The organism is Kitasatospora sp. GP30 (assembly GCF_029892145.1).
Classification (GTDB): domain Bacteria; phylum Actinomycetota; class Actinomycetes; order Streptomycetales; family Streptomycetaceae; genus Kitasatospora; species Kitasatospora acidiphila.
The window spans coordinates 292206-314910 of sequence record NZ_JARZAH010000002.1; the positions used below are offsets into that span (position 1 = coordinate 292206).

Sequence of the window (22705 nt, forward strand, 5' to 3'; positions counted from 1 at the left end):
CTAGCATGGGCCCCATCATGCGGCTGCACCCGATCTCCTGGACCCGGCTCACCGAGCAACTCGCCGACCGGGTCGAGCAGCTGACGCCGGCCGACGGCGGGCAGTGGCCGCGGGTCGCGGTGGACGGTGCGGGCGCGGCCGAGCCGGGGCGGCTGGCCGAGGCGCTGGCCGACGAGCTGCGGCTGCGCGGTCGGGCGGTGCAGCGGATCCGGGCGCAGGGGTTCCTGCGGCCGGCCTCGATCCGGCTGGAGTACGGCCACCAGGACGCGGACGCCTACGTCGACCTGTGGCTGGACACCAACGCGCTGTTCCGCGAGGTGTTCACGCCGCTCGACCCGGGCGGCAGCGGCAAGGTGCTGCCGGACCTGTGGGATCCGCGCACCGATCGCGCAACCCGCAGCCCCTACCGCCAGTTGGCCCCCGGCACCGTGGTGCTGGTGGACGGGCCGCTGCTGCTCGGCCGCTGGTTCCCGTTCGACCTGACGGTCCATCTGCTGATGTCCCCACAGGCATTGGCCCGCCGCACCCCCGACGCCGAGCAGTGGACGCTGCCCGCCTTCGCCCGCTACGACGCGGAGGTCCGGCCGGCCGAGAACGCGGATGTGCTGGTGCGGGTGGACGACCCCAACCACCCGGCGACCGACCTCAGTTGAGCAGCCCCACCAGCACCTGGTGCACAACCGGACCGGCAGCGACGAAGCCGGTCGACGAGGCTCGCCAGGGCGCCCCGCGCTCGTCGGTGACCAGGGCACCGGCCTCGGCGGCGATCAGCGCACCCGGCAGCAGATTGGGCCCGTCCAGGCCGAACTCCCAGAAGGCGTCCAGGTGTCCGGAGCCCACCTGGGCCACCTGGAGCGCGGTCGGCCCCAGGTTGCGCACGGCGACCACGCCCCCGGCGAGCACGGCGCTCAGCGAGGCACCGGCCCGGTGCAGCGCCCACGGGTCCTCACGGACCGCCGGCGGCTGGCTGGTGGCGACCACGGCGGCGGCCGGCTCTCGCGCGGACGGGGTGATCGGCCGGCCGTTCAGCCAGGCACCGGATCCGCGCAACGCGGTGTAGCTGAAGCCCAGTTGGGGCGCGTGCACCACGGCGAGCACCGCCTCGCCGTCCCGCAGCAGGGTCGCGGTGACCGCCCAGTGCGGCTGGCCGAGCAGGTACTGCACCGCGCCGTCCGTGGCGTCGCACACCCACCAGTCGCCGCTGTCCGGCACCGCACCCGCCAACTCGGCGTCCAGCCAGCCGACTTCCGGGCGCAGCGCGGTCAGCCGGTCGCGCAGCAGGCCGGCCGCCGGCTCGTCGATCGCGGCGAAGGCGGCGAACGCCTCGGCGCGGCCGGCGGCCGGCAGCGGCTCGCTGTGGTGCTTTTCCGCGAGCCAGTCACCGGTCTCGCGCACTGCCGCCAGCACGCCGTCCAACAGCTCGGTCATCGCCCGCTCCGTCCCAGTCCATCAGCTCTCCCGTGTGGGACAAGGAGTATCGTGAGCCCGGTCGAGTATGTCGTGGACCACCCTGGATGTGGCGGAGATCGGACAGCGATGGCACCCAGAACAGCGGATCTGGACACCGTGGAGACCCTGGACACCTTGGACCGCCGACTGGTCTGCGCCCTGCAAGTCGACGGCCGTGCCGAGCCGGGCCGGATCGCGGCCGCACTCGGCGTCTCGGCGCGCACCGTGACCCGGCGGCTGGCCCGGCTGCGGGAGACCGGGGTGGTCAAGGTGGTGGTGCAGCCGCGGGCCGTGGACGGCGCGGTCGGTGCGCTGCTGCTGCGGATCCGGGTGCTGCAGGGCCGGGTGGCCGCGGTGGCCGACGCGCTCGCGGACCGCTCGGACGTGCCGTTCGTCGATGTGATGCTGGGCGGGCAGGAGGTGGGCGCGGTGCTGGTCAGCGACCAGGCCGGCCGGGACGGCCTGCTCTACCGCCAACTGCCGGTCACCGGCGCGGTCACCGAGACCACGGTGTACGCGGTGCTGCACCCGTTCGCCGACGCCGCGCAGTGGCACGCCGGCCTGCTCACCCCCGAGGAGACGGTCGCCCTCACCCCGCAACCGACCACCCCGTCGCCGACTCTGCCGTCCCCGGTCGCGTCGAAGGACGACTCGCTGGACCGCGCGCTGGTGGCCGCCCTGACCGAGGACGCCCGCAGCTCGGCCGCCGCCCTGGCCGCCGCCGTCGGCGCCCCCGAGTCAACGGTGCGCCGGCGACTGCAACGGCTGGCTACGGCCGGGCAGTTGCGCACCCATGTGACGGTCGACCCGCGCCTGCTCGGCATGGCCGTGGACGCCAACCTCTACCTCTCGCTGCCGCCCGGCCGGCTCGCCGCGGCCGGCACGGCACTGGCCGCCCACCCGCAGGTGCACGGGGTGGTGGCCACCAGCGGCCCGCACAACCTGATGGCCGCCGTCTTCTGCCCGGACCACGCCGCGCTCTACCGCTTCACCACCGAGGTGCTCGGCCCGCTCGGCGTGGATCGGATGGAGACGGTGATCGTCGCGCGAGCCGTCAAACGCGCGGGCGCGCGCGTGGTGCTGCCCAGACCATGAGCGTCAGGCGCGTGGCGCTGCCCAAGCGGTGAGCGTCAAGCGCGCCTGGTGCTGCCCAGACCGTGAACGTCAGGCGTGCGTCGTGGAGCCCGGCCGGACCACCATCAGCACCGTGACCACCGCCCAGAGCAGCGAGAACAGCCCGGTGCTCATGGCCAGCATCTTGAGCCCGCCCAGCGCCTTGCCGGCGTCGGCCTCCGCCTCGCCGGCCAGGGTGTCGACCACCGCCTGCTGCGGGGGCAGCACAAGCACCAGCAGCACCAGCGCCGCCACGATGGTGAGCACCAGCGAGGTGATCAGCCAGGGGCTGCTCATGACGCCCATCACCTGCGCGGTGCCGATGCCCAGCACCGGCACCGCGACGCCGATCGCCGCGTAGACCTTGGTGATCCGGTTCAGGGTGTGCACCGCCGAGGCCTCGCCGGCCGCCTCCGGCCCGCCGGCCAGCGCGGCGCGCGCCTTGCGCGGGAACATGCTCGCCGCGACCGTCACCGGCCCGATGGCGATCACGGCCGCCAGAACGTGCAGGCTCAGCAGGAACTTGCCCATGGAAACGATCGCTTTCGTGCGGTGGGTGCGGCCATCCGGGGGAGACGGCTCCGCCCGGCACGCTAACACCCGCCCCCACCGCCCACGGGCCCGGCCCTGAGGCCGGGCCCTCCGCAGGAACCGTCAGGCCACCGCGGGAACCCTCAGGCCACCGCGGGAACCCTCAGGTCACCGCGCCCCGCTGGTGGAACCGCTCGGCGCGCCACTCACCGCTCGCCAGCACCTCGCGCAGCGCCTCGGCCGCGTCCCAGGCGTCGGTGTACGAGGTGTAGAGCGGGGTGAACCCGAAGCGCATCAGGTCGGGCGCCCGGAAGTCCCCGATCACCCCGCGCTCGATCAGCGCCTGCACCACCGGGAACCCGTCCGGGTACCGGATCGCCACCTGGCTGCCGCGCCGCTCCGGCTCCCTCGGGGTGACGATCTCCAGGTCCGCCAGCCGCGTCATGAACAACTCGGTCAGCGCCAGGCTCTTGGCCCGCACCTGGTCGAGGTCGACCTGCTCCCAGATCTCCAGGGTGGCCCGCAGCCCGGCCAGTGCCAGCAGCGGCGGGAAGCTGGTCATGAACCGGGTGATGCCCTGCGCGGCCTGGTACTCGGGCCGGAAAGCGAACGGTTCGGCATGCCCGAACCACCCGGTCAGCGGTTGCCGCACGGCGTCGTGGTGGCGGGTCGCCGCGTAGAGGAAGCCGGGCGCGCACGGCCCGGCGTTGAGGTACTTGTAGGTGCAGCCGACCGCGAAGTCCACCTCGCAGGCCGTCAGGTCGATCGGCAGCGCGCCGGCCGAGTGGCACAGGTCCCAGATCATCAACGCGCCCGCGCGGTGCACCCGTTCGGTGATGCCGGCCATGTCGAGCAGCACACCGGTGCGGTAGTCCACGTGCGAGAGCACCACCGCGGCGACGCCCTCGTCGAGGTGGGCGTCCAGGTCGTCCAGCGAGTCGAGCAGCACGCTGCGGGCGCCCTCGAAGAGCCCGGTGACGCCCTCGGCGATGTACAGGTCGGTCGGGAAGGTGTCCCGCTCGCCGAGCACCGTGTGCCGTCCGGGGCGCATCCGCAGCGCCGCCGTGAGGATCTTGAAGAGGTTGACCGAGACGCTGTCGCAGACCAGCACCTCGCCGTCGCCGGCCCCGATCAGCGGCGCGATCCTGGCACCCAGGGTGTGCGGCAGCTCGGTCCAGCCGGCCGCGTTCCAGCTGGTGATCAGGCCCTGGCCCCACTCCTGCTCGACGGTCCGTCGGACCATCTCGGGGGTGCGCACCGGCAGCACGCCGAGCGAGTTCCCGTCCAGGTAGATGCCCTCGGCGGGCAGCGTGAACTCCTTGCGCAGCGGCGCCAGCGGGTCGACGGCGTCCAGCGCCGCGCACTGCTCACGGGTGGTGGGGACGGCCAGGCTCTTCGGGTCGGTCACAGCTCTCCTCGCACGGTCCACAGCTCCGGAAAGACGTCCTGCTCGGTGGCGGCCTTCAGCCAGGCCAGTCCGCTGGAGCCGGCGGTGCCCGACTTGGCTCCCATGGTGCGCTTGACCGAAGAGTAGTGGCGCTGGCGCCAGCGGGTGACCCGTTCGGCGGTGTCCAGCAGCGCCTCGGCCAGCTCGACCAGATCGGCGTGCGCCGGGTCCGTGTAGACGGTGCGCCAGGCGGCCTGCACGGCCTCGCTCGGCCGGTAGCGCTCCGTGCCGGGGGCCGCCGGCTCGCTCAGCAGGCCGCGGCGGGCCAGCAGCGCCAGCACCTCGTCGTAGAGGCTCGGGCCGTGCAGGGCGGCGGCGAGCTGCTTGCGGACCTCAGGCGCACCGCCGTACATCTCCAGCAGCCGCTCGGACTTGTTGCCGAGCATGAACTCCAGCAGGAGGTAGGCCGAGGACTGGAACCCGGAGGCCTCGCCGAGCAGCGGGCGGAAGGCACTGAACTCCACGGGGGAGAGCGTGGCCAGCAGGTCCCAGGAGCTGTTCAGCACGTCCTGGGTGAGCGCGCCCCGGCGCAGCGCGGCCCGGGCGGCCGGCAGATCGTCCGCGCGCAGCGCCTGCTGGGTCAGCGTCCACTCGTGCCGCACCAGGTCGAAGAGCAGCTCCATCACCTGGGTGGTGATGATGAACGACATCTCGGCGTCGACGGTGCTTCGCGGCTGCTGCAGGGTGTGCAGCACGTCGAGGCGGGCGTAGGCCTCGTAGGGCGTGGCGCCGCCGTGCGCCGCGGCCGGGTCGGCGTCGTACGCCAGCTTCGGCTTCTGGACGGTGGACTGGGCCATAATCTCGCTCCCTCTCATGGCAGGCGCGGACTATTGTGCGGCGGCTCACGGCAGTCTTGAATGGGTACCGGCTACCAGATCACGGTCATCGCTTTCCGATCACAAGGTGTTTTCCCCGATGACTTGGCGATCACTCCGGGTAGCGGCTACTGCCCTGGAGGAACCCGATGGCGCTGGACGCGCTGGACTGCCGACTGCTCGCCGAGTTGCAGGCCGACGCCCGGCTCTCCTACAACGAATTGTCGCGCCGGGTCAGCCTGTCCGCACCGGCCGTCGCCGAGCGGGTTCGGCGGCTGGAGGCGGACGGGGTGATCGCCGGCTACCACGCGCAGGTCGACCTCTCCCGCGCCGGACTGCCGGTGACGGCGCTGGTCCAGGTGCAGTGCTACGGCCCGCGCTGCCTGCTGCGCGACCCCGAGGTGGCCGAGTGGCCGGAGGTGCTGCAACTGCACCGGGTCACCGGCGGGGCCTGCTGCGTCCTGCTGGTGGCGGTCCCCGGGATGGCCGAGTTCGAGGCGCTGACCGACCGGTTCGCCCCCTACGGGCAGCCGACCAGCTCGATGATCCTCTCCACCCCGGTGCCCTGGCGGCCGGTCACCCCGCCGTAGGCCCGCCTCACTGCCTGTTGGTGCCGGCCAGGTGCACCCCGAGCCCCTCCAGGCCGTTGAGGATGAGCTCCACACCGACCGCGGCCAGCAGCAGGCCGAGCAGTCGCGAGAGCACCTCCAGGGAGGTCTGGTGGGTGCGGCGCAGCAGCGGGGCCAGCGCCAGCACACTGACCGCGTTGCACGCGACCACCAGCAGATAGGCGCCGGCCACCATGAACCGCCAGCTCACGGCGTCGTTGGCGAGCGACTCCACCAGCACCGCGGTGATCGCCAGCGGGCTGGCGACGTACGGCAGGGACAGCTCCCGCAGACCTTCGGCCAGTGGGTGGCTCAGCCGGTCGTCGTAAGCGGTCGTCGCGACGCCGAAGTGCACCCCGAGCACCAGGCCGACCGCGTAGAGGAAGAAGATCGTCCCGCCGGCCAACTGCAGCGACTCGTCGCTGACGTGGAAGAACCCGGTCACCGTCTCGGCGAGCAGGGCCATCAGCACCCCGACGGCCGCGGCCAGCCCGGTGCTCACCGCCACCAGCCTGACCAGTTCGCGCTGGCTGCGGGTGCGGCTCAGCTCGGCGTACGTCAGCAGCACCTTGGGCGGGCCGACCACGGCGAAGAAGGTGATGAACACGCTGCTGAAGTTGAAGGTGGCCATTTCCCCAGAATGAGCGAGCGGACCGGGCCGGGGCGGTCGGCGCACCGGCGGGCGCGCCGGCTGTGGGCGGCGTCTCAGCGGGCCAGGCGGGGATCCCCCGGATGGCCGCGCCGGGGTGAGGAGTGGGCAGCGGTCGGTTGGGATGGAGGCGTCATCCGGGGGCGGCAGAGATGAGGACACCATGGGCTGCGTCAACCGCAAGGATCTCGGACTGCTCGTGCTGCGGGCGGCCGTCGGCGGGGTGCTGTTCTCGCACGGCACCCAGAAGCTCTTCGGCTGGTTCGGCGGCGGCGGGCTGGAGGGCACCGCGAAGGCGATGGAGTCGATGGGGTTCAAGCCGGGCGGGCAGAGCGCGCTGGCGGCCGGCCTGGGCGAGGCGGGCGGCGGCGCGCTGCTGGTCGCGGGGCTGGCCACGCCGGTGGCCGGGCCGGTGGTGGCGGGCACCATGGCCGGGGCGGCCTCGGTGCACTTCCCGCACGGCTTCTTCGTCACCAAGGGCGGCTACGAGTACCCGGCGCTGCTCGGCGTCTGCGGTCTGGCGCTCGGCATCGCCGGCCCGGGCCGCTACTCGCTGGACGAGCTGACCGGCAACGCGTTCAACCGCTCGGTCCTCGGCGCGCTGTCGTTCGCGGCCGCGGCGGCCGGCGCCTACGCGGTGGTGACCAAGCGCGAGCGCGCCGTCCGGGAGGCGGCCGCCAAGGCGATGGAGTCCGAGCCCGAGTAACCCCGAACGTCCCTGCCACCCGCGGTCGGACGGCGGGAGGAGTCCGCAAACCAACCCTCAGTCGAACAGCTGGTGAACTTCGGGTCCAACCCCGCCTGACGTCTACACGGACGTAGTACGTTCTCGCGGGGAGGGGCCCGAAAGCCGTTTCGAACGGCTCGGTGCGGTGTCGCCTCCCACCAGACCCGTACCGCGACTGAGGGTGTGCCGATGTCCCTGACCTACCCGGAATCCATCGGCGTGGGCCTGCTGCAAGGTGTGACCGAGCTCTTCCCGGTCTCCAGCCTGGGACACAGCATCCTGATCCCGGCCCTGGTCGGCGGCCAGACCAAGAGCGACCTGGACCTGACCGCCGCCCAGTCCCCGTACCTGACGGTCCTGGTCGGCCTGCACCTGGCCACCGCGCTCGCCCTGGTGGTCTTCTTCCGCCGGGACTGGGTGCGGGTGATCCGCGGGCTGTACACCTCCATACGCGAGCGCCGGATCCAGACCATCGAGCAGAAGCTCGCCTGGCTGCTGGTGGTCGGCACCATCCCGGTCGGCATCGCCGGCCTGGTCGCCGAGAAGGCGCTGCGCAACGCGCTCGGCAAGCCCGTTCCGGCGGCGATCTTCCTGGCGCTCAACGGTTTCGTGCTGCTGGGCGCGGACCGGCTGCGGCGCGGCGGCGGCGGTCGGCGCCGGGCCGGCGCGGCCGTCCAGCACAACCCGGGTGTCGACCCGGACCTCGCCTCGGACCGCCGGCTGGTCAAGATGAGCTTCGGCAAGGGCGCCTGGATCGGCGCCGCCCAGATCCTCGCCCTGCTGCCGGGCATCAGCCGCTCCGGTGTCACCATGAGCACCGGCATCCTGCGCGGGCTGAACCACGAGGACGCGGCCCGGTTCTCCTTCCTGCTGGCCACCCCGGTGATCCTGGCCGCCTCGGCGCTCAAGCTGCCCGAGCTGGCCAAGCCGGAGAACGCCGGGATCCGCGGCCCGCTGCTGGCCGGCTCGGTCGCCGCCTTCGTGGCCGGCTACATCTCGGTGAAGTTCCTGACCAAGTACTTCGAGAACCGCAGCCTGACCCCGTTCGCGATCTACTGCATGGTCGCCGGCGTCGGCAGTGCGGTCTACCTGAGCATGTGACGGTCCACCTGCGCGTGTGACGGTCTCCCTGCGCGTGTGACGGTCTCCCTGCGCATGTGACGGCCCTCACCCGGTTGCCCGGCCCGCCTGGCACGGGTCCCGGCGCCGGTCGACGGTGGGTGGGTAGTTCCCGACCCAGGAGGCCACCCGATGGACCGCCGCACCCCGCCCCGCGCCACCGCGCCGCGCCGCGTCCGCGCGCTCGCCGCCCCGCTCGCCCTGGCGACCGGGGCGGCACTGTCGTTGGGGCTGGCCCTGACCGGCTGCTCGTCCAGCACCAAGGCCACGACCTCCTCGGCGGCCTCCTCCGGTCTCGCCGGGGCCCAGTCGGTCCTGTCGTCGATCGCTTCCGGGGCCGGCTCGCAGGCCGCCTCCGCGGCCTCCTCGGCGCTCTCCGCCGCCGCCTCCGTGGGCTCCTCGGCGCTCTCGTCCGCGCAGTCCGAGGCCGCCTCCGCGTTCGCCGGCGCCACCGGCGGCGTGAACGCCACCAAGGACGTCACCCTGGGCACGGTGGGCACCACCTCGGACGGCGAGCTCCAGGTGCCGGTCACGGTGGCCAACCACGGCTCCGGCAGCGCCCGTTACACCGTCCAGGTCGCCTTCAAGGACGCCAGCGGCGCCCTGCAGGACACCACGGTGGTCACCATCGGCCCGGTGGCCGCCGGCCAGACCGGCACCGGCACGGCGGTCAGCCACCGCGCCCTCTCCAGCGGCATCACCGCGACCGTGGAGACGGCGCTGCGCTATTAGGGCCGCTCTTATGGATCATGCCGGGCGCGCGACGCCGGAGCGCGCACGCCCCGGCCTTCGGCCGGGAGGGACCCCAAGCTGCGTTGTCGTCGGTTGCCTATGGCTGGGGCAGCCGCGCGCCCTGCGGCGCCGGCCACAGGTGTGACAGCCGACCTGATCCATAGGAGAGGCCCTGAGCCCGGTCAGGTCGGGCGCACCAGCCGGTTCTCGTAGGCGAAGACCACGGCCTGCACCCGGTCGCGCAGGCCGAGCTTCAGCAGGATCCGGCTGACGTGGGTCTTCACGGTGGCCTCGGCGAGCTGGAGTTCGGCGGCCACCTCGGCGTTGGACAGGCCCCGCGCGACCTGGACCAGCACGCTGCGCTCCCGGGCGGTCAGCGACTCGATCGCGGTCGCCGCGCGATCGGGGGAGCTGCGGTCGGGCAGCTTGTCGGCGAAGTGGTCGAGGAGCCGCCGGGTGATCCGCGGCGCCACCACGGCGTCCCCGGCCGCCACGCTGCGGATCGCGCTGAGCAGCTCGGCCGGCTGGGCGTTCTTCAGCAGGAAGCCGGAGGCGCCGGCCCGCAGCCCGGCGAAGGCGTACTCGTCGAGGTCGAAGGTGGTCAGGATGAGCACCTTGGTGTCAGGGGACTCCTCGACGATCCGGCGGGTCGCCTCGATGCCGTCCATGCCGGGCATCCGGACGTCCATCAGCACCACGTCCGGGCGCTGCTCGGCGGCCAGCCGGACGGCGGTGGCGCCGTCCTCGGCCTCGCCGGCCACCGCCAGGTCGGGTTGCGAGTCGAGGACCAGGGTGAAGGCCACCCGCAGCAGCGGCTGGTCGTCCACCAGCAGGACGCGGATGGTCATGACGGCTTCTCCTCGGCGAGGTCGGGCAGGGCGAGATCGAGGGTGGCCGCCACCCGCCAGCCGCCCTGCGGCAGCGGCCCGGCGCTGAGCTCGGCGCCGTAGGCGGCGGCCCGGTCGCGCATCCCGGCCAGGCCGTGGCCGGTGCCGAGCAGGCCCTCGGCGGGGCGGGGCAGGGCACGGCCGTCGTCGCACACCTCGACCGCCACCGAGCCCGGCCCGCAGACCACGGTGACGGTGGCGCGGGCGCCGGCGGCGGTGTGCTTGATGGTGTTGGTCAGCGACTCCTGGACCAGCCGGTAGACGGTGAGTTGGGCACCGGGGGAGACATGGGCGTGGTCGCCGGTCAGCACCAGCTCGGTGGGCAGCCCGGCGGCGCGCACCTGGGCGGTCAGCGCGGGCAGCTGGCCCAGGCCCGGCTGCGGGTGGCGCAGCGCGTCCGGCTCGTCGGCGCGCAGCACGCCTAGGAACCGGCGCATGTCGGTGAGCGCCTGGCGGCCGGTCTCGGCGCTCTGCCGCATCGCGGCGGTGGCCTTCTCGGGCGCGTGCTCGTTGGCGTAGACGGCGCCGTCGGCGAGCGCCACCATCACCGACAGGTTGTGGGTGACGATGTCGTGCATCTCCCGGGCGATCCGGCTGCGCTCCTCGGCGACCGCCAGCGCGGACTGCTGGTCGCGCCGGCGCTCCAGGTCGCGGGCCCGCTGCTGCAGCGCGGCCAGCTTGGCTTGCCGGGCCCGCACGTTGCGGCCCAGCACCACGGCGGCGGTGGTGACGCCGGAGAGGAAGAAGACCGTTTTGAGGACCGCCTCGATGGGGGAGGCGATCGGGTACTCGGGGCGCCAGCGCAGCACGCACAGCAGTACGCCGACCTCGAGCGTCCCGTATGCGGCCAGCGTCCAGCGGAACGAGCGGTGCGCGGCCACCGTGTAGAGCGCGATCAGCGCGGCGATGTCGGCCGGCAGCACATGGCTGCCGGCCCACCAGCTGATCACCCACTGGACGAACGCGACCACCGCGACCACGGCGAAGACCCCGACCGGGTGGCGGCGGCGCAGCGTGAGCGGCAGCACCAGGGCGGCCTGCAGCGGCAGCTCCCAGAGCCCCGGCATCATCCGGGCGTGCACGGCGGAGGTGAGCACCAGCAGCAGCACCGCGCCGCAGCCGTCGACCAGCACCGGGTGGCGCTCGCCGAGCCGCCGGGCCCGCAGCGCCGCGAGCCCTCGGGCGGCGCCGGGGAAGCGCCGCCCGAGGGCGGTCATGGGCAGCTCGGGCAGTCCAGCCACTGTCATTGCGCCATTGTGCAACGAACCGGGCGACCGGTGACGGTCACGCGTCCCGCCGCTTGAGCACCGCGGCGGCGGCGACCAGGGCGATGGCGACATAGCCGCAGAGCAGGCCGAACCCGGCCCACGGCGCCATCTCGTGCGGGGCCTGGGTGATGTGGGTGAGCGCCTGACCGGCAGTGCCGGGCAGATACGGGCTGATGTTCTGCTGCCAGGAGCTGGGCAGCGCCTCGCAGAGCACCGGCAGCACCAGCAGCACGCCGAAGACCGAGGCGATGCCGCCGGCGGTGTTGCGGATCAGGGTGCCGAGGGCGACCGCGAGCAGGCCGATGGCGGTCAGGTAGAGGCCCATGCCGAGCACCACCCGGGTCACCCCGGGTGCGGAGAGCGTGGTGTCCAGGTGCTTGCCGGCCAGGATCGACTGGCCGACGAAGAAGGCGACCAGGCACGAGACGGTGGCCACCACCCAGGTGACCGCGCCGAAGACCAGCGCCTTGGCCCAGAGCACCGGCAGCCGCTTGGGCACGGCGGAGAGCGAGGCCCGGATCATGCCGGTGGAGTACTCGCCGGTGACCACCAGCACGCCGAGCACGCCGATCGCCATCTGCGCCAGGTAGAAGCCGCGCAGGCTGTGCTCGGCGGGCGTGAAGGCAGCCCGCTCGTCGGCCGGCAGGTGGTCCCAGCGGTTCATGGTGGCCCAGCAGAACAGCGCGCCGAAGCCGATGGTGAGCGCGGCCGCCACCGCCAGGGTGATCCAACTGGAGCGCAGCGAGCGGAACTTGATCCACTCGGAGGTGACCACCCGGGGCAGCGTGACCTTGCCGTCGCCGGCCCGGTTCGAAAGGTACGTCGCACTGCTCATGCCGCGGGCTCCTTGACCAGCTCGGCGGGCCGGACCACGGCCTCGTACTCGACGGCGTCCCGGGTGAGTTCCATGAACGCCTCCTCCAGCGATGCCTGACGCGGCGTCAACTCGAAGAGCACCACGCGGTTTTCGGCGGCCAGCTTGCCAACCGCCTCGCTGTCGACACCCTCCACGGTGAGCACTCCGGGCTCGTCCTCGACGGCGACGGCCGCACCGGGAAGGTCGCGCAGCAGCAGCGCCAGCTCGTCCGCCTGCGGGGTGCGCACCCGCACGCCGCCCTGCGAGGCGCCGGCGGTGAAGTCGGCCACCGAGGTGTCGGCGATCAGCCGACCGCGGCCGATCACGATCAGGTGCTCGGCGGTCAGGGCCATCTCGCTCATCAGGTGCGACGAGACCAGCACCGTACGGCCTTCAGCCGCAAGCGACTTGAGCAGGTTGCGGATCCACAGGATGCCTTCGGGGTCGAGCCCGTTGACCGGCTCGTCGAGGATCAGCGTGGCCGGGTCGCCGAGCAGCGCGGAGGCGATGCCCAGGCGCTGGCCCATGCCGAGCGAGAAGCCGCCGGCCCGCCGGCGGGCCACCTCGCGCAGGCCGACCAGGTCGATCACCTCGTCCACCCGGGAGGTCGGGATGCCGTGGGTGGCGGCCAGTGCCAGCAGGTGGTTGCGGGCCGAGCGGCCGGTGTGGATGGCCCGGGCCTCCAGCATCGCGCCGACCTCGCGCAGCGGGGCCGGGTGGTCCGAGTAGCGGCGGCCGTTGACCGTGGCGTGCCCCGAGGTCGGGGTGTCCAGGCCGAGCAGCATGCGCATGGTGGTGGACTTGCCGGCTCCGTTGGGGCCGAGAAAGCCGGTCACGATGCCGGGACGGACGCTGAAACTCAGGTCCTGGACGGCGGTTTTGGGGCCGTAGCTCTTGGTGAGGCCGACGGCTTCGATCATCTGTGGTCCTCGGGCGAGGGGGTGGACGGGCGACGGTGTCCACGCTAGGCGCCGGCAATGGCCGAAAACGTGCCGCGTGAGGAGGAACCGCAGGTGGCGGGGGTGGTCCACAAGACCCACCGGACGTACATCTTGAGACGGACCTTGCTTCGGATGCAGAGGGTTTGCCGGACGCGCCGTGCCCCCGGAGCGGCTGCGCTCCGGGGGCACGGGTCGTCGGGTCGTCGGTCAGGAGCTCTCGGGCATCTGCGGCTTGATCAACCAGAACGCGCCGCCCTGCGGGTCGGTGAGCGCGCCCATCTTGCCGACCGGCGTGTCCATCGGTGGGACCAGCACCGAGCCGCCGGCCCGGACCGCCGCGTCCACCGTGCTGTCCACGTCGTCCACCGCGAAGTAGACGGCCCAGTGCGGCGGGGTGCCCTCCGGGTGGTTGGCCAGGCTCTGCGCGCCGCCGACCGGCTTGCCGCCGACCTCGAGCCCGTAGTACTCGGGCATGTTCTCCGCGCCGGGCATCTCCATCAGCTTGATCTCGATGCCGAGGGCGGCCTGGTAGAACGCCTTGGCACCGGGGATGTCGCTGGTGTTCAGCTCGTTCCAGATCACCGCGCCGGGCTCGTTGACGATCTGGGCGCCGAAGAAGTCCAGCTTCTGCCACACCCCGAAGACCGCGCCGGCCGGGTCGGCGGCGATGAACATCCGGCCGACCGTGCCGACGGTCATCGGGCCGAAGAGCACCTTGCCGCCGTTGGCGCCGACCCGGGCGGCGGCGGCATCGGCGTCGTCGGTGGCGATGTAGGTGGTCCAGGTGGTGGGCGGTGGCGGGTTGCCGTCCATCGGCACGGCCGCCATGATGCCGCTCACCGCCTTGTCGTCGAGCATCATCACGGCGTAGCCGCCGAACTCCTCGGGGCCCTTCTCGCCCTGCCACTCGAGCAGGTCCTTGTAGAAGTCGATGGCCGCCTGCTGGTCGGGAGCGGCGAGGTCGACCCAGCACGGAGTGCCGGGGGTGTACGGGGTGGTGACCACGGGCATGGGTGTCGCCTCCAGGGCGGAACTGGTCCGGTCAGACGTTTGTTGCCCCCCGGACACACACTGCCGCCGTCCCACCGCCCCCGCCACTCAGAGGGCCCGCCACTCGGGAGCGCTCAGGGCGCGCCGGTCTCGATCCGGGTGAGCATCCGCCCCAGCAGCCCGGAGAGCACGGTGCGCTCCTCGGCGCCGACGTCCTGGAGCAGCTCCTCCTCGAAGACGGCGGCCATCCGCATCGACTCCAGCCACTTGTCGCGGCCGGTCTCGGTCAGCTCGATGATCACCCGGACCCGGTTGGCCTCGTCGCGCTCCCGGGTGACCAGGTCCTCGGCCACCATCCGGTCGATCCGGTGGGTCATCGCCGCCGGGGTGAGGCCCAGCCGCTTGGCCAGCTCGCCCGGGCCGAGCCGGTACGGGCTGCCGGCCACCACCAGGGCCTTCAGCACCTCCCACTCGGCGCTGGTGATTCCGAGCACAGTCAGCTGCCGGTCGTAGGCCACCGACATCCGCCGGGCGACCCGGGACAGGGACGACACGATGGTCTCCACCTGCGGGTCGACGGTGGGGAACTCCCGCTGGTAGATGGCCACTTGCTCGGCGATGCCGAGGTCACCGCAGTCCGGTTCGGCCGCCGTGGCGGCCTTGCGTGCGCTCATGGGCCACAGTCTCCCACGCCTTGTAGCGGAGTTAAGGCTTTGACAGTGGAGTCTTTCCACTCATAGAGTTTAGCTCTGAAATCTTGAGGGTTGAAACCGGTGAGGGGTGGTCTCCATGATGCAGCTGAAGTTCGGTACGGGTGGCGCCCTTCGCCGGGTCCAGCTCGGCAACGCGCTGAGCGCCTTCGGCAGCGGGTTCACGCTGCCGTACATGTTCATCTACGTGGACCAGGTGCGCGGGCAGGGTTCCCTCGCCGCCACCATGGTGTTCACCCTCTTCGCGCTGGCCGCGCTCGCCGTGCTGCCGTTCGCCGGCCGCTCCATCGACCGGTACGGGCCGCGCCCGGTGCTGCTCGCCGGGTGTGCGATGGCCGCCGTCGGCGCGTTCGCCTTCGGGCAGGCGCAGAGCACGGCCGGACTGCTGCTCTCCGTCTTCCTGTTCGGCGGCGGCGTCACCACCTGCCAGCCGGCGCTGGCCACCATGATCGTGCGCAGCTCCACGGCCGCGACCCGCTCGCACGCCTTCGCGCTCCAGTTCACCCTGGTCAACCTGGGGATGGGCATCGGGGCGCTGGTCGGCGGGCAGATCGTCGACGTGGCCGAGCCGGCCAGCCTGACCCGTCTGTTCACCATCGAGGCGCTGACCTACCTGGGCCTGGCCCTGGTCACCGGCACCGCCAAGCTGCTTGATGAGCGAGGGGCCGGCCCCGGCCCGGTGCCGGTCACCGACGACCGGCAGCCCAGCGGCCTGCGGACACTGGCCGGCGACAAGGCGATGCTGAACCTGCTGGTGCTCGCCGCACTGATCTTCTTCACCTGCTACGGCCAGTACGAGTCGGGTGTGGCGGCCTTCGCCACCACCACCGTGCACACCGCGCCGTCCACCCTGGGCCTGGCGATCGGCGCCAACGCGGTCACCATCGTGGTGCTGCAGATGATGATGGTCCGGATCACCGCCAAGCGCCGCCGTACCACCGCGATGGCCGCCACCGGCGTGGTCTGGGTCGGCGCCTGGGGCATGGCGCTGCTGGCCGGCCTGATCCGCGGCGAGGCCGCGCTCGCCACCGCGGCGATCGTCTCCATCTACGTGCTGTTCGGCATCGGCGAGTCGATGCTGGCCCCGACCCTGGGCCCGATCGTCGCCGACCTGGCCCCGACCCGGCTGCTCGGCACCTACAACTCGGCGTTCTCGCTGGTCAAGCAGACCGCGACGGCGGTCGGCCCGGCCTTCGGCGTGCTGCTGGTCGGCTCCGGAACCTGGCCGCTCTACCTGGCCGCGATGGCCGGCAGCACCCTGCTGATCATCGTCATGGCGCTGCGGCTGCGCGGCCACCTGACGCCCGCGCAGGACAACGCCGAGCGGCCCGCTCCGGTCACCGTGCCGGTCCGTGAGCTGCAGACGGCGGCATGAGAGGGTGACGGGGGAGACCGCGGCCGCCTAGAGTCGTCGGTGATCAACGAGTCGACGACGGTGGGGCCATGGCGAATACGGCAGTCATCGAGCGGCCGGCCGGTGCGCACCCGCAACCGGTCGGCCGCACGTCCGTGCTGCTGGAGCTGGGCCGCCGGCTGCCCTGGCTGGTCCGGCACGCCGGCTGGCTCGGGCCGATCGCTGTGGCGCTGTTCGCCGGCGTGCTGCGGTTCTGGAACCTCGGCTACCCCAACGCCTTCGTCTTCGACGAGACGTACTACCCCAAGGACGCCTGGTCGCTGCTCCACCAGGGATACGAGGGCAGTTGGGCGGAGAACGCCAACAGCGCGATCCTCTCCACCCCGCAGCAGATCCCGCTGAACACCCAGTGGGCCTTCGTGGCGCACCCGCCGCTCGGCAAGTGGGTGATCGCGATCGGTGAGGCGGTCTTCGGGCTCCATCCGTTCGGCTGGCGGGTGATGGTCGCGCTGGTCGGCACGGTCTCGGTGCTGATGCTGGCCCGGATCGGCCGCCGGCTCTTCGGCTCCACGCTGCTCGGCTGCACCGCCGCGCTGCTGATGTCGGTGGACGGCCTGCAACTGGTGATGAGCCGCACCGGCCTGCTCGACGGCATCCTGATGTTCTTCGTGCTGGCCGCCTTCGGCTGCCTGCTGATCGACCGCGACCACACCAGGGCCAAGCTGCTGGCCGACGGGGTGGACGGCGACCGGATCCGGCTCGGGCTGCGCCCCTGGCGGCTGGCCGCCGGGCTGATGCTCGGCTGCGCCTGCTCGGTCAAGTGGACCGGCGCCCCGATCCTGGCCGCCTTCGCGCTGCTCACTGTGCTCTGGGACCAGGCCGGCCGACGCCGGGCCGGCGCCCGGCACCCCTGGCGCAGCATGCTGCGGCACGACTTGGTGCCCGCCTTCTGCTCCATGGTGCTGGTCGGGGCGGTGGTCTACATCGGCTCCTGGGGCGGCTGGTTTCTCAGCTCCGGCGGCTACGACCGGCACTGGGCGGACACCCACCCCGGCGGCTTCCTGCCCGGACCGCTGCGCAGCTGGTGGCAGTACCAGACCGAGATGTGGCGGTTCAACACCACGCTGACCACCCCGCACACCTACCAGTCCAACCCGTGGAGCTGGCTGGTCCAGGGGCGCCCGGTCAGCATGTACTGGCAGCCGGTGCCCTTCGGGCAGCGCGGCTGCACCGACTCCGGCGGCTGCACCACCCAGATCCTGGCGCTCGGCACCCCGCTGCTGTGGTGGGCGGCCTGCTTCGCGCTGGCCTATCAGCTCTGGGCCTGGCTCTTCAAGCGGGACTGGCGCTCCGGCGCGGTGCTCTGCGCGGTGGCCGCGATCTACCTGCCCTGGTTCCAATACCAGCAGCGCACCATCTTCTCGTTCTACATGGTGGTGCTGGTGCCGTTCCTCTGCCTGGCCGTGGCCCAGATGCTGGGTGCCATGGTCGGCCCGGCGACGGCGACCGTGCGGCGGCGGGCCTGGGGCGGGGCGGCCGCCGGCGGCCTGGTGCTGGCGATCATGGGCTGCTTCCTCTACTTCCTTCCGCTGTACACCGCCCAGGTGATCCCGATGTCCGACTGGCAGGACCACATGTGGTTCACCAGCTGGATCTGAGCGCGGCCGGCTCCAGCCAACTGCTGCCGGTCACCCCGCTGCTCGGGGTGCTGATGGCGGTGCTGCTCGCGGCGGCCGTCGCGGTGGCGGGGTGGGGGAAGCTCGGCCACGGGCGCTCGGTGCTGAAGGCCGGCGTGCGGGCGGTGGTGCAGCTGGTGGCGGTCTCGCTGGTGATCACGGGCGTGGTGCACTCGCTCTGGCTGACCGCGCTCTTCGTGCTGCTGATGTTCACGGTGGCGGTGCGCACGGCCGGGCGGCGGATGACCGAGGCACCGGGCTGGTCCTGGGCCTGGGCCGCCGCGCCGATCGGGGCCGGGGTGCTGCCCCTGCTGGCCCTGCTGCTCGGCACCCGGCTGCTGCCGTGGCAGGGCCTGTCGATCGTGCCGGTGGCCGGGATCCTGATCGGCGGCGGGCTGACCGCCACCTCGCTGGCCGGTCGGCGGGCACTCGACGAGCTGACCCAGCGCCACGGCGAGGTGGAGGCGGCACTGGCGCTCGGCTTCGAGGACCGGGACGCCCGGCTGGAGATCTGCCGCACCGCCGCCGCCACCTCGCTGGTGCCCGCGCTGGACCAGACCCGCACCGTCGGCCTGGTGACGCTGCCCGGTGCGTTCGTCGGCATGCTGCTCGGCGGTGCCTCGCCGGTGGCGGCGGGGGCGGTGCAGCTCTTCGTGCTGGTCGCACTGCTGGCGGTGGAGGCCGTGGCGATCGTGGTGGTGCTGGAACTGGTCGGGCGGGGCCTGGTGAGGCGTCCGGTAGACTGGCGGGGTTGAAGGGGAGTAGCCCTCCACCGGACCGTCGACATACTGGCCGCCCCAGCGGGGTGGCCCGGCGCCCGGGACACCACGTGTGTTGGCGAGACCTTCGGCCGCAGTGCTGTCCGTGATGACCAGTGCTGTCGGGCCGGGGTCTCCTCTGTTTTCGGGGCCGCGCGGCCGGGCAGCCCGACCGTGGAGGAACGTCCCCCGATGAATCCGACCGTGTTCGCCGTGACCTTCGGCATCATCTTCCTGGCCGAGCTGCCGGACAAGACCGCGCTGGCCGCGCTGATGCTGGGCACCCGCTACCGCGCGTCGTACGTCTTCGCCGGGGTGGCCGCCGCGATGGCCGTGCAGGTCGGCCTGGCGCTGGTGGCGGGCAGCCTGCTGGCGCTGCTGCCGCACCGCTGGGTGGAGGGCGTGGCCGGGCTGCTCTTCCTGGCCGGCGCCGTGATGCTGCTGATGCACAAGGACGAGGACGAGGAGCACGAGGCCCGCAAGCCCGCCGCTAACAGCTTCTGGAAGGTGGCCGGAACCAGCTTCCTGGTCGTGGCGGTCGCCGAGTTCGGCGACCTGACCCAGATCATGACCGCCAACCTGGCCGCCAAGTACGCCGAGCCGCTCGCGGTGGGCCTGGGCGCCTGGCTGGCGCTGTGCGCGGTCGGCGGCCTGGCCATCCTCGGCGGGCAGAAGCTGCTGAAGCACGTGCCGATGAAGGCGATCATCCGGGTGGCCGCCGCCGCGATGCTGGTGCTGTCCGGGATCAGCATCGTCGAGGCGGTGACCGGCTGAGGCCGGCGGGGGCGAGGGGTCAGCAGGTGTCGCCGGCGTTGAGGGCGTCCTGGGTCTGCTGGTCCAGCACGCCCGGCTGATCCGCGTTGATGTTGTTCCAGTCCTGGAACTGCGCCACCTCGTTCGCGGTGCGGGCGTCGTAGGTCCCGCTGTGGGTCCCGCCGCAGCCCGCCGAGCGGAGCTGCCGCTGCAACGCCACCACCGCCGGGCCGGAGTCGTTTGGGGCGGGCAGGGCGGCGCTCGGACTCGGGGCGGCGCTGGTGGGCGGCGCCGTGGTGGGCGGCGGCGCCTGGGTGCTCGCGGGCGGGGGCGGCGGGGCGGCCGCGCTGGTGCTGGGGGCCGGCGGCGCGGTGGTGCGGGGCGCCGCCTTGGTTCTGGGCGCGGCCGGTCTGGCCGAGGTCGCCGGGGCCGCGCTGGCGCTGGCTGCGGTGGTGGCGGGGGCGCTGCTGGGGGCGGCGCTGTCGGTCGGCGCGCTGCTCGGCGAGGCGGCGCCGGTGGGCACGACCGGCAGCGCCTGGTCGGTCGACGAGCCGCCGGGGGAGAGGACGTAGGCCAGCCCCACGCCGAGGGCGACCACACCGGCACCGGCCGCCGCGACCAGGCCGCTGCGGCGCCGCCGGGCCCGTCGGGCGGCGGCGCGGCCGCGGGCGCCGTCCTGGCTGTCGGCGATCGGGAACAGGCCGAGCTCCCGGGGCGGTGGCGCGGTGCTTTCCTGGCGGACCGGGTTCAGGCCTGCCGGGTTCGGGCCGGGCGGGTTCGGGCCGGGCGGGTTCGGGCCGAGCGGGGGCAGTACGGCGGTGGCGTAGGGGTCGGTGGGCGCGGTGGCGTACGGGTCGGTGGCGTACGGGGCGGCCGGGGGCAGTACGGCGGTGGCGTACGGGTCGGCTGGCGCCGGGGCGTACGGGGCGGGGTACTCCTCGACCGGCACCGACGGGACGTACGGGCGGACCAGCGGGGGCCCCTCGGTGTGCGGGAGGACCGCCGTCTCGGTCAGATCGGGATCCTGGCCGGGACCTGGCTGGGCGAACCCCGGCATGGGCCGGTCCTCCTGGAGATTGCGACGGGCTTCGGAACGCGCCCGATTATGCAGGACGCCACAGCGGGCGAACAGTGCCACCCGGCTAACGAATGGCCCAACCCCGAGCCGCAAAAGCAGACAAATCTGACACGATGAGAAGTCAGAAGCTGCCGGATCATCAGGATCACCGACGAATCACCGACGGATCACCAGACGGAGGTTCTGTCATGGCGGAACCGGCGGCCGAGACCCGCGTACCGGCCCCCCAACAAGCGCCGGTCCACAACCTCTGGGTCCCGATCGGCGCGCTGCTGCTGGCCCTGCTGCTGGCCGCGCTCGACCAGACCATCGTCTCGACCGCGCTGCCCACCATCGTCAGCGACCTCGGCGGGCTGGAGCACCTCTCCTGGGTGGTGACGGCTTATCTGCTGGCCGCCACCGCCGCCACCCCGCTCTGGGGCAAGTTGGGCGACATGTACGGCCGGAAGCGGTTCTTCCAGGCCTCCATCGTGATCTTCCTGGTCGGCTCGGCGCTCTGCGGGCTCTCCCAGAACATGGGCGAGCTGATCGCCTTCCGCGCGCTGCAGGGGCTGGGCGGCGGCGGCCTGATCGTGCTCACCCAGGCGATCGTGGGCGACCTGGTGCCACCGCGCGAGCGGGGCAAGTACCAGGGCCTGTTCGGCGCGGTCTTCGGCGCCACCAGCGTGCTCGGCCCGCTGCTCGGCGGGTTCTTCGTGGACCAGCTCTCCTGGCGCTGGGTCTTCTACATCAACCTGCCGATCGGCGCGGTCGCCCTGGTGGCGATCGCGCTGGTGCTGCACAGCGCCGAGGTCACCCACAAGCACGCCATCGACTACCCCGGCATCGTGCTGATCGCCGCCGTGGCCACCTGCTTCGTGCTGATGACCTCGCTCGGCGGTGTCAGTTACGGCTGGGGCAGCTGGCAGATCATCGGCCTGGGCGTGCTCGGCGTGCTGCTGCTGATCGCCTTCGTGCTGGTCGAGCGGCGGGCGGCGGAGGCCGTGCTGCCGCCCCGGCTGTTCACCTCCCGCACCTTCAACCTGGTCGCGGTGATCTCCTTCGTGGTCGGTTTCGCGATGTTCGGGGCGCTCACCTACCTACCGACCTTCCTGCAGGTGGTGCAGGGCGTCTCGCCGACCATGTCGGGCGTGCACATGCTGCCGATGGTGCTCGGCATGCTGGTCACCTCGATCGGGTCCGGCCAGATCGTCGCCCGCACCGGCCGCTACCGGCTCTTCCCGATCATCGGCACCGCGGTGATGGTGGTCGGGCTGGTGCTGCTCTCCCGGCTCACCGAGTCCACCTCCACCACCGTGATGAGCTTCTACTTCCTGGTCTTCGGACTGGGATTGGGCCTGGTGCTGCAGGTGCTGGTGCTGATCGTGCAGAACTCCGTCGGCTACCAGGACCTGGGCGCCGCCACCGCCGCCGCCACCTTCTTCCGCTCGATCGGCGCGTCGTTCGGCGTCTCGATCTTCGGCACCATCTTCACCACCGGCCTCAACCACCGGCTCCGGGACGTACTGCGCGGCGTCCCGCTGCCACCGGGCTTCTCTCCCGGGAGGATCACCGCAGACCCCCGGGTGATCCGCACCCTGCCGCCCGCCACCGCGCACAACGTGCTGCACGCCTACGCCAGTTCCATCTCCCAAGTCTTCCTCTACGCCGCCCCCGTGGCGGCCGTGGCCTTCGTGCTGGCGCTGTTCATCAGGGAGCAGCCGCTGCGCGAGTCGGTGACCGCGCCGGACCTCGGCGAGTCGATCGGGATGAACCCGGTGCAGCGCAGCTCGGTCGACGAAATCGCCCGCGCCCTCGCGGTGTTGAACACCCGGGAGGCCCGCCGCGACCTCTACCGGCGGATCACCGCCGAGGCCGGGCTCGATCTGCAACCCGCCTCCAGCTGGCTGCTGCTGCAGCTGCTCCGCCAAGGCTCCATGGAACCGGCCGAGTTGGCGGAACACCGGATCGTGCCGCCGGCGGTGATCGAGGCCGCCGCCCGCGAGATCGAGGGCAGGGGCCTGGCGATCCGCAACGGGCTGCCGATGCGCCTGACCGAGGAGGGCGAGCGGGTCGCCCAGCAACTCGTCACCGCGCGGCGCACCCAACTGGCCAAGCTGCTCGGCGACTGGGACGAAAAGCAGTTCGCCGACCTGGCCGCGCTGCTCACCACGCTGAGCCACAACCTCTGCGGCGACCCGCACGACCGCCCCGACCGCGTCCCCGAGCCGCACGTCCCGCACAACGAGGGGCGCACGCTCTGAG

At 72.6% G+C, this 22705-nt stretch carries 23 protein-coding genes; 11 read left to right on the forward strand and 12 right to left on the reverse strand.

All coding sequences use genetic code 11. From position 1 onward, the window contains the following. Positions 1–17 precede the first annotated feature (17 nt). Positions 18–653 carry a uridine kinase gene (locus tag P3T35_RS04665; RefSeq protein ID WP_101384977.1) on the forward strand — a complete coding sequence of 212 codons (636 nt, stop codon included), beginning with the start codon at positions 18–20 and terminating at the stop codon, positions 651–653. On the opposite strand, the gene P3T35_RS04670 is transcribed toward P3T35_RS04665, so the two are convergent. Then, positions 646–1428 carry an inositol monophosphatase family protein gene (locus P3T35_RS04670; protein WP_101380104.1) on the reverse strand — a complete coding sequence of 261 codons (783 nt, stop codon included), beginning with the start codon at positions 1426–1428 and terminating at the stop codon, positions 646–648. The genes P3T35_RS04665 and P3T35_RS04670 overlap by 8 nt on opposite strands. A gap of 108 nt (positions 1429–1536) precedes the next feature. Here P3T35_RS04670 and P3T35_RS04675 point away from each other — a divergent pair, with 108 nt between their 5' ends. After that, positions 1537–2544: an Lrp/AsnC family transcriptional regulator gene (locus tag P3T35_RS04675; RefSeq protein ID WP_101380103.1), complete on the forward strand. Its 1008-nt coding sequence runs from the start codon at positions 1537–1539 to the stop codon at positions 2542–2544. A gap of 69 nt (positions 2545–2613) precedes the next feature. On the opposite strand, the gene P3T35_RS04680 is transcribed toward P3T35_RS04675, so the two are convergent. From P3T35_RS04680 to P3T35_RS04690, 3 genes are all read right to left on the reverse strand, one after another. Further along, positions 2614–3093 carry a DUF2269 family protein gene (locus P3T35_RS04680; RefSeq protein WP_101380102.1) on the reverse strand — a complete coding sequence of 160 codons (480 nt, stop codon included), beginning with the start codon at positions 3091–3093 and terminating at the stop codon, positions 2614–2616. A gap of 163 nt (positions 3094–3256) precedes the next feature. Further along, a complete protein-coding gene (kynU, locus tag P3T35_RS04685; RefSeq protein ID WP_280704306.1) occupies positions 3257–4501 on the reverse strand; it encodes a kynureninase in 1245 nt (414 codons plus the stop codon). Then, positions 4498–5337, reverse strand: a complete 840-nt coding sequence (locus P3T35_RS04690) for a tryptophan 2,3-dioxygenase family protein (protein WP_101380101.1) — start codon at positions 5335–5337, stop codon at positions 4498–4500. Before P3T35_RS04690 ends, kynU begins: the two co-directional genes overlap by 4 nt. 167 nt (positions 5338–5504) lie before the next feature. On the opposite strand from P3T35_RS04690, the gene P3T35_RS04695 reads away from it, so the two are divergent. Further along, positions 5505–5945 carry an Lrp/AsnC family transcriptional regulator gene (locus P3T35_RS04695; protein WP_101380100.1) on the forward strand — a complete coding sequence of 147 codons (441 nt, stop codon included), beginning with the start codon at positions 5505–5507 and terminating at the stop codon, positions 5943–5945. A 7-nt stretch (positions 5946–5952) separates the two neighbouring features. On the opposite strand, the gene P3T35_RS04700 is transcribed toward P3T35_RS04695, so the two are convergent. Beyond that, complete coding sequence (locus P3T35_RS04700; protein WP_101380099.1) at positions 5953–6594, reverse strand: MarC family protein; 642 nt, start codon at positions 6592–6594, stop codon at positions 5953–5955. A 181-nt stretch (positions 6595–6775) separates the two neighbouring features. Here P3T35_RS04700 and P3T35_RS04705 point away from each other — a divergent pair, with 181 nt between their 5' ends. The 3 genes from P3T35_RS04705 to P3T35_RS04715 all read left to right on the forward strand — a co-directional run bounded on the left by P3T35_RS04705 (position 6776) and on the right by P3T35_RS04715 (position 9190). Continuing rightward, positions 6776–7318, forward strand: coding sequence for a DoxX family protein (locus P3T35_RS04705; RefSeq protein WP_101380098.1), 543 nt, complete (start codon positions 6776–6778; stop codon positions 7316–7318). A 210-nt stretch (positions 7319–7528) separates the two neighbouring features. Continuing rightward, positions 7529–8440 (forward strand): undecaprenyl-diphosphate phosphatase, encoded by a 912-nt coding sequence (locus P3T35_RS04710; protein WP_101380097.1) that lies wholly within the window; start codon positions 7529–7531, stop codon positions 8438–8440. A gap of 150 nt (positions 8441–8590) precedes the next feature. After that, on the forward strand, positions 8591–9190 hold the full coding sequence (locus tag P3T35_RS04715; protein ID WP_101380096.1) for a hypothetical protein: 600 nt from the start codon (positions 8591–8593) through the stop codon (positions 9188–9190). 182 nt (positions 9191–9372) lie between these two features. Here the strand turns inward: P3T35_RS04715 and P3T35_RS04720 are convergent, their stop codons facing one another. From P3T35_RS04720 to P3T35_RS04745, 6 genes are all read right to left on the reverse strand, one after another. Further along, positions 9373–10038 carry a response regulator transcription factor gene (locus tag P3T35_RS04720; RefSeq protein ID WP_101380095.1) on the reverse strand — a complete coding sequence of 222 codons (666 nt, stop codon included), beginning with the start codon at positions 10036–10038 and terminating at the stop codon, positions 9373–9375. Further along, the gene (locus P3T35_RS04725) at positions 10035–11324 is read right to left on the reverse strand and encodes a histidine kinase (RefSeq protein ID WP_280704311.1); all 1290 of its coding nucleotides are present in this window, start codon (positions 11322–11324) and stop codon (positions 10035–10037) included. Before P3T35_RS04725 ends, P3T35_RS04720 begins: the two co-directional genes overlap by 4 nt. Positions 11325–11361: 37 nt before the next feature. Next, complete coding sequence (locus tag P3T35_RS04730) at positions 11362–12180, reverse strand: ABC transporter permease subunit (protein ID WP_101380093.1); 819 nt, start codon at positions 12178–12180, stop codon at positions 11362–11364. After that, a complete protein-coding gene (locus P3T35_RS04735) occupies positions 12177–13121 on the reverse strand; it encodes an ABC transporter ATP-binding protein (protein ID WP_101380092.1) in 945 nt (314 codons plus the stop codon). The genes P3T35_RS04730 and P3T35_RS04735 overlap by 4 nt, the downstream gene beginning before the upstream one ends. 228 nt (positions 13122–13349) lie before the next feature. After that, positions 13350–14153, reverse strand: coding sequence for a VOC family protein (locus tag P3T35_RS04740; RefSeq protein ID WP_101380091.1), 804 nt, complete (start codon positions 14151–14153; stop codon positions 13350–13352). Between the two features lie 113 nt (positions 14154–14266). After that, positions 14267–14806: a MarR family transcriptional regulator gene (locus P3T35_RS04745; protein ID WP_101380090.1), complete on the reverse strand. Its 540-nt coding sequence runs from the start codon at positions 14804–14806 to the stop codon at positions 14267–14269. 115 nt (positions 14807–14921) lie between these two features. On the opposite strand from P3T35_RS04745, the gene P3T35_RS04750 reads away from it, so the two are divergent. The 4 genes from P3T35_RS04750 to P3T35_RS04765 all read left to right on the forward strand — a co-directional run bounded on the left by P3T35_RS04750 (position 14922) and on the right by P3T35_RS04765 (position 19404). Next, positions 14922–16217 (forward strand): MFS transporter, encoded by a 1296-nt coding sequence (locus P3T35_RS04750; RefSeq protein WP_280704314.1) that lies wholly within the window; start codon positions 14922–14924, stop codon positions 16215–16217. A gap of 68 nt (positions 16218–16285) precedes the next feature. Next, positions 16286–17854, forward strand: a complete 1569-nt coding sequence (locus P3T35_RS04755) for a phospholipid carrier-dependent glycosyltransferase (protein WP_101380089.1) — start codon at positions 16286–16288, stop codon at positions 17852–17854. A 53-nt stretch (positions 17855–17907) separates the two neighbouring features. Further along, positions 17908–18627: an ABC transporter permease gene (locus tag P3T35_RS04760; RefSeq protein ID WP_101384974.1), complete on the forward strand. Its 720-nt coding sequence runs from the start codon at positions 17908–17910 to the stop codon at positions 18625–18627. Positions 18628–18822: 195 nt separating this feature from the next. Further along, positions 18823–19404: a TMEM165/GDT1 family protein gene (locus P3T35_RS04765; RefSeq protein WP_101380088.1), complete on the forward strand. Its 582-nt coding sequence runs from the start codon at positions 18823–18825 to the stop codon at positions 19402–19404. A gap of 19 nt (positions 19405–19423) precedes the next feature. Here P3T35_RS04765 and P3T35_RS04770 read toward each other — a convergent pair whose 3' ends face one another. Then, a complete protein-coding gene (locus P3T35_RS04770) occupies positions 19424–20440 on the reverse strand; it encodes a peptidoglycan-binding protein (RefSeq protein WP_101380087.1) in 1017 nt (338 codons plus the stop codon). 209 nt (positions 20441–20649) lie between these two features. Between P3T35_RS04770 and P3T35_RS04775 the strand changes: the two genes are divergently transcribed. Beyond that, positions 20650–22704 (forward strand): MFS transporter, encoded by a 2055-nt coding sequence (locus tag P3T35_RS04775; RefSeq protein WP_101380086.1) that lies wholly within the window; start codon positions 20650–20652, stop codon positions 22702–22704. Position 22705 lies beyond the last annotated feature (1 nt).

What these genes read in the sequence shown, in the direction of transcription:
- P3T35_RS04675 (WP_101380103.1), top strand. Translation starts at nt 1,537, where the DNA reads ATGGCACCCAGAACAGCGGATCTGGACACCGTGGAGACCCTGGACACC.
- P3T35_RS04745 (WP_101380090.1), bottom strand. Translation starts at nt 14,806, where the DNA reads ATGAGCGCACGCAAGGCCGCCACGGCGGCCGAACCGGACTGCGGTGAC.
- P3T35_RS04705 (WP_101380098.1), top strand. Translation starts at nt 6,776, where the DNA reads ATGGGCTGCGTCAACCGCAAGGATCTCGGACTGCTCGTGCTGCGGGCG.
- P3T35_RS04720 (WP_101380095.1), bottom strand. Translation starts at nt 10,038, where the DNA reads ATGACCATCCGCGTCCTGCTGGTGGACGACCAGCCGCTGCTGCGGGTG.
- P3T35_RS04740 (WP_101380091.1), bottom strand. Translation starts at nt 14,153, where the DNA reads ATGCCCGTGGTCACCACCCCGTACACCCCCGGCACTCCGTGCTGGGTC.
- P3T35_RS04695 (WP_101380100.1), top strand. Translation starts at nt 5,505, where the DNA reads ATGGCGCTGGACGCGCTGGACTGCCGACTGCTCGCCGAGTTGCAGGCC.
- P3T35_RS04770 (WP_101380087.1), bottom strand. Translation starts at nt 20,440, where the DNA reads ATGCCGGGGTTCGCCCAGCCAGGTCCCGGCCAGGATCCCGATCTGACC.
- P3T35_RS04760 (WP_101384974.1), top strand. Translation starts at nt 17,908, where the DNA reads ATGGCGGTGCTGCTCGCGGCGGCCGTCGCGGTGGCGGGGTGGGGGAAG.
- P3T35_RS04755 (WP_101380089.1), top strand. Translation starts at nt 16,286, where the DNA reads ATGGCGAATACGGCAGTCATCGAGCGGCCGGCCGGTGCGCACCCGCAA.
- P3T35_RS04690 (WP_101380101.1), bottom strand. Translation starts at nt 5,337, where the DNA reads ATGGCCCAGTCCACCGTCCAGAAGCCGAAGCTGGCGTACGACGCCGAC.
- P3T35_RS04765 (WP_101380088.1), top strand. Translation starts at nt 18,823, where the DNA reads ATGAATCCGACCGTGTTCGCCGTGACCTTCGGCATCATCTTCCTGGCC.
- P3T35_RS04730 (WP_101380093.1), bottom strand. Translation starts at nt 12,180, where the DNA reads ATGAGCAGTGCGACGTACCTTTCGAACCGGGCCGGCGACGGCAAGGTC.
- P3T35_RS04735 (WP_101380092.1), bottom strand. Translation starts at nt 13,121, where the DNA reads ATGATCGAAGCCGTCGGCCTCACCAAGAGCTACGGCCCCAAAACCGCC.
- P3T35_RS04725 (WP_280704311.1), bottom strand. Translation starts at nt 11,324, where the DNA reads ATGACAGTGGCTGGACTGCCCGAGCTGCCCATGACCGCCCTCGGGCGG.
- P3T35_RS04710 (WP_101380097.1), top strand. Translation starts at nt 7,529, where the DNA reads ATGTCCCTGACCTACCCGGAATCCATCGGCGTGGGCCTGCTGCAAGGT.
- P3T35_RS04665 (WP_101384977.1), top strand. Translation starts at nt 18, where the DNA reads ATGCGGCTGCACCCGATCTCCTGGACCCGGCTCACCGAGCAACTCGCC.
- P3T35_RS04715 (WP_101380096.1), top strand. Translation starts at nt 8,591, where the DNA reads ATGGACCGCCGCACCCCGCCCCGCGCCACCGCGCCGCGCCGCGTCCGC.
- P3T35_RS04750 (WP_280704314.1), top strand. Translation starts at nt 14,922, where the DNA reads ATGATGCAGCTGAAGTTCGGTACGGGTGGCGCCCTTCGCCGGGTCCAG.
- P3T35_RS04775 (WP_101380086.1), top strand. Translation starts at nt 20,650, where the DNA reads ATGGCGGAACCGGCGGCCGAGACCCGCGTACCGGCCCCCCAACAAGCG.
- P3T35_RS04680 (WP_101380102.1), bottom strand. Translation starts at nt 3,093, where the DNA reads ATGGGCAAGTTCCTGCTGAGCCTGCACGTTCTGGCGGCCGTGATCGCC.
- P3T35_RS04700 (WP_101380099.1), bottom strand. Translation starts at nt 6,594, where the DNA reads ATGGCCACCTTCAACTTCAGCAGCGTGTTCATCACCTTCTTCGCCGTG.
- P3T35_RS04670 (WP_101380104.1), bottom strand. Translation starts at nt 1,428, where the DNA reads ATGACCGAGCTGTTGGACGGCGTGCTGGCGGCAGTGCGCGAGACCGGT.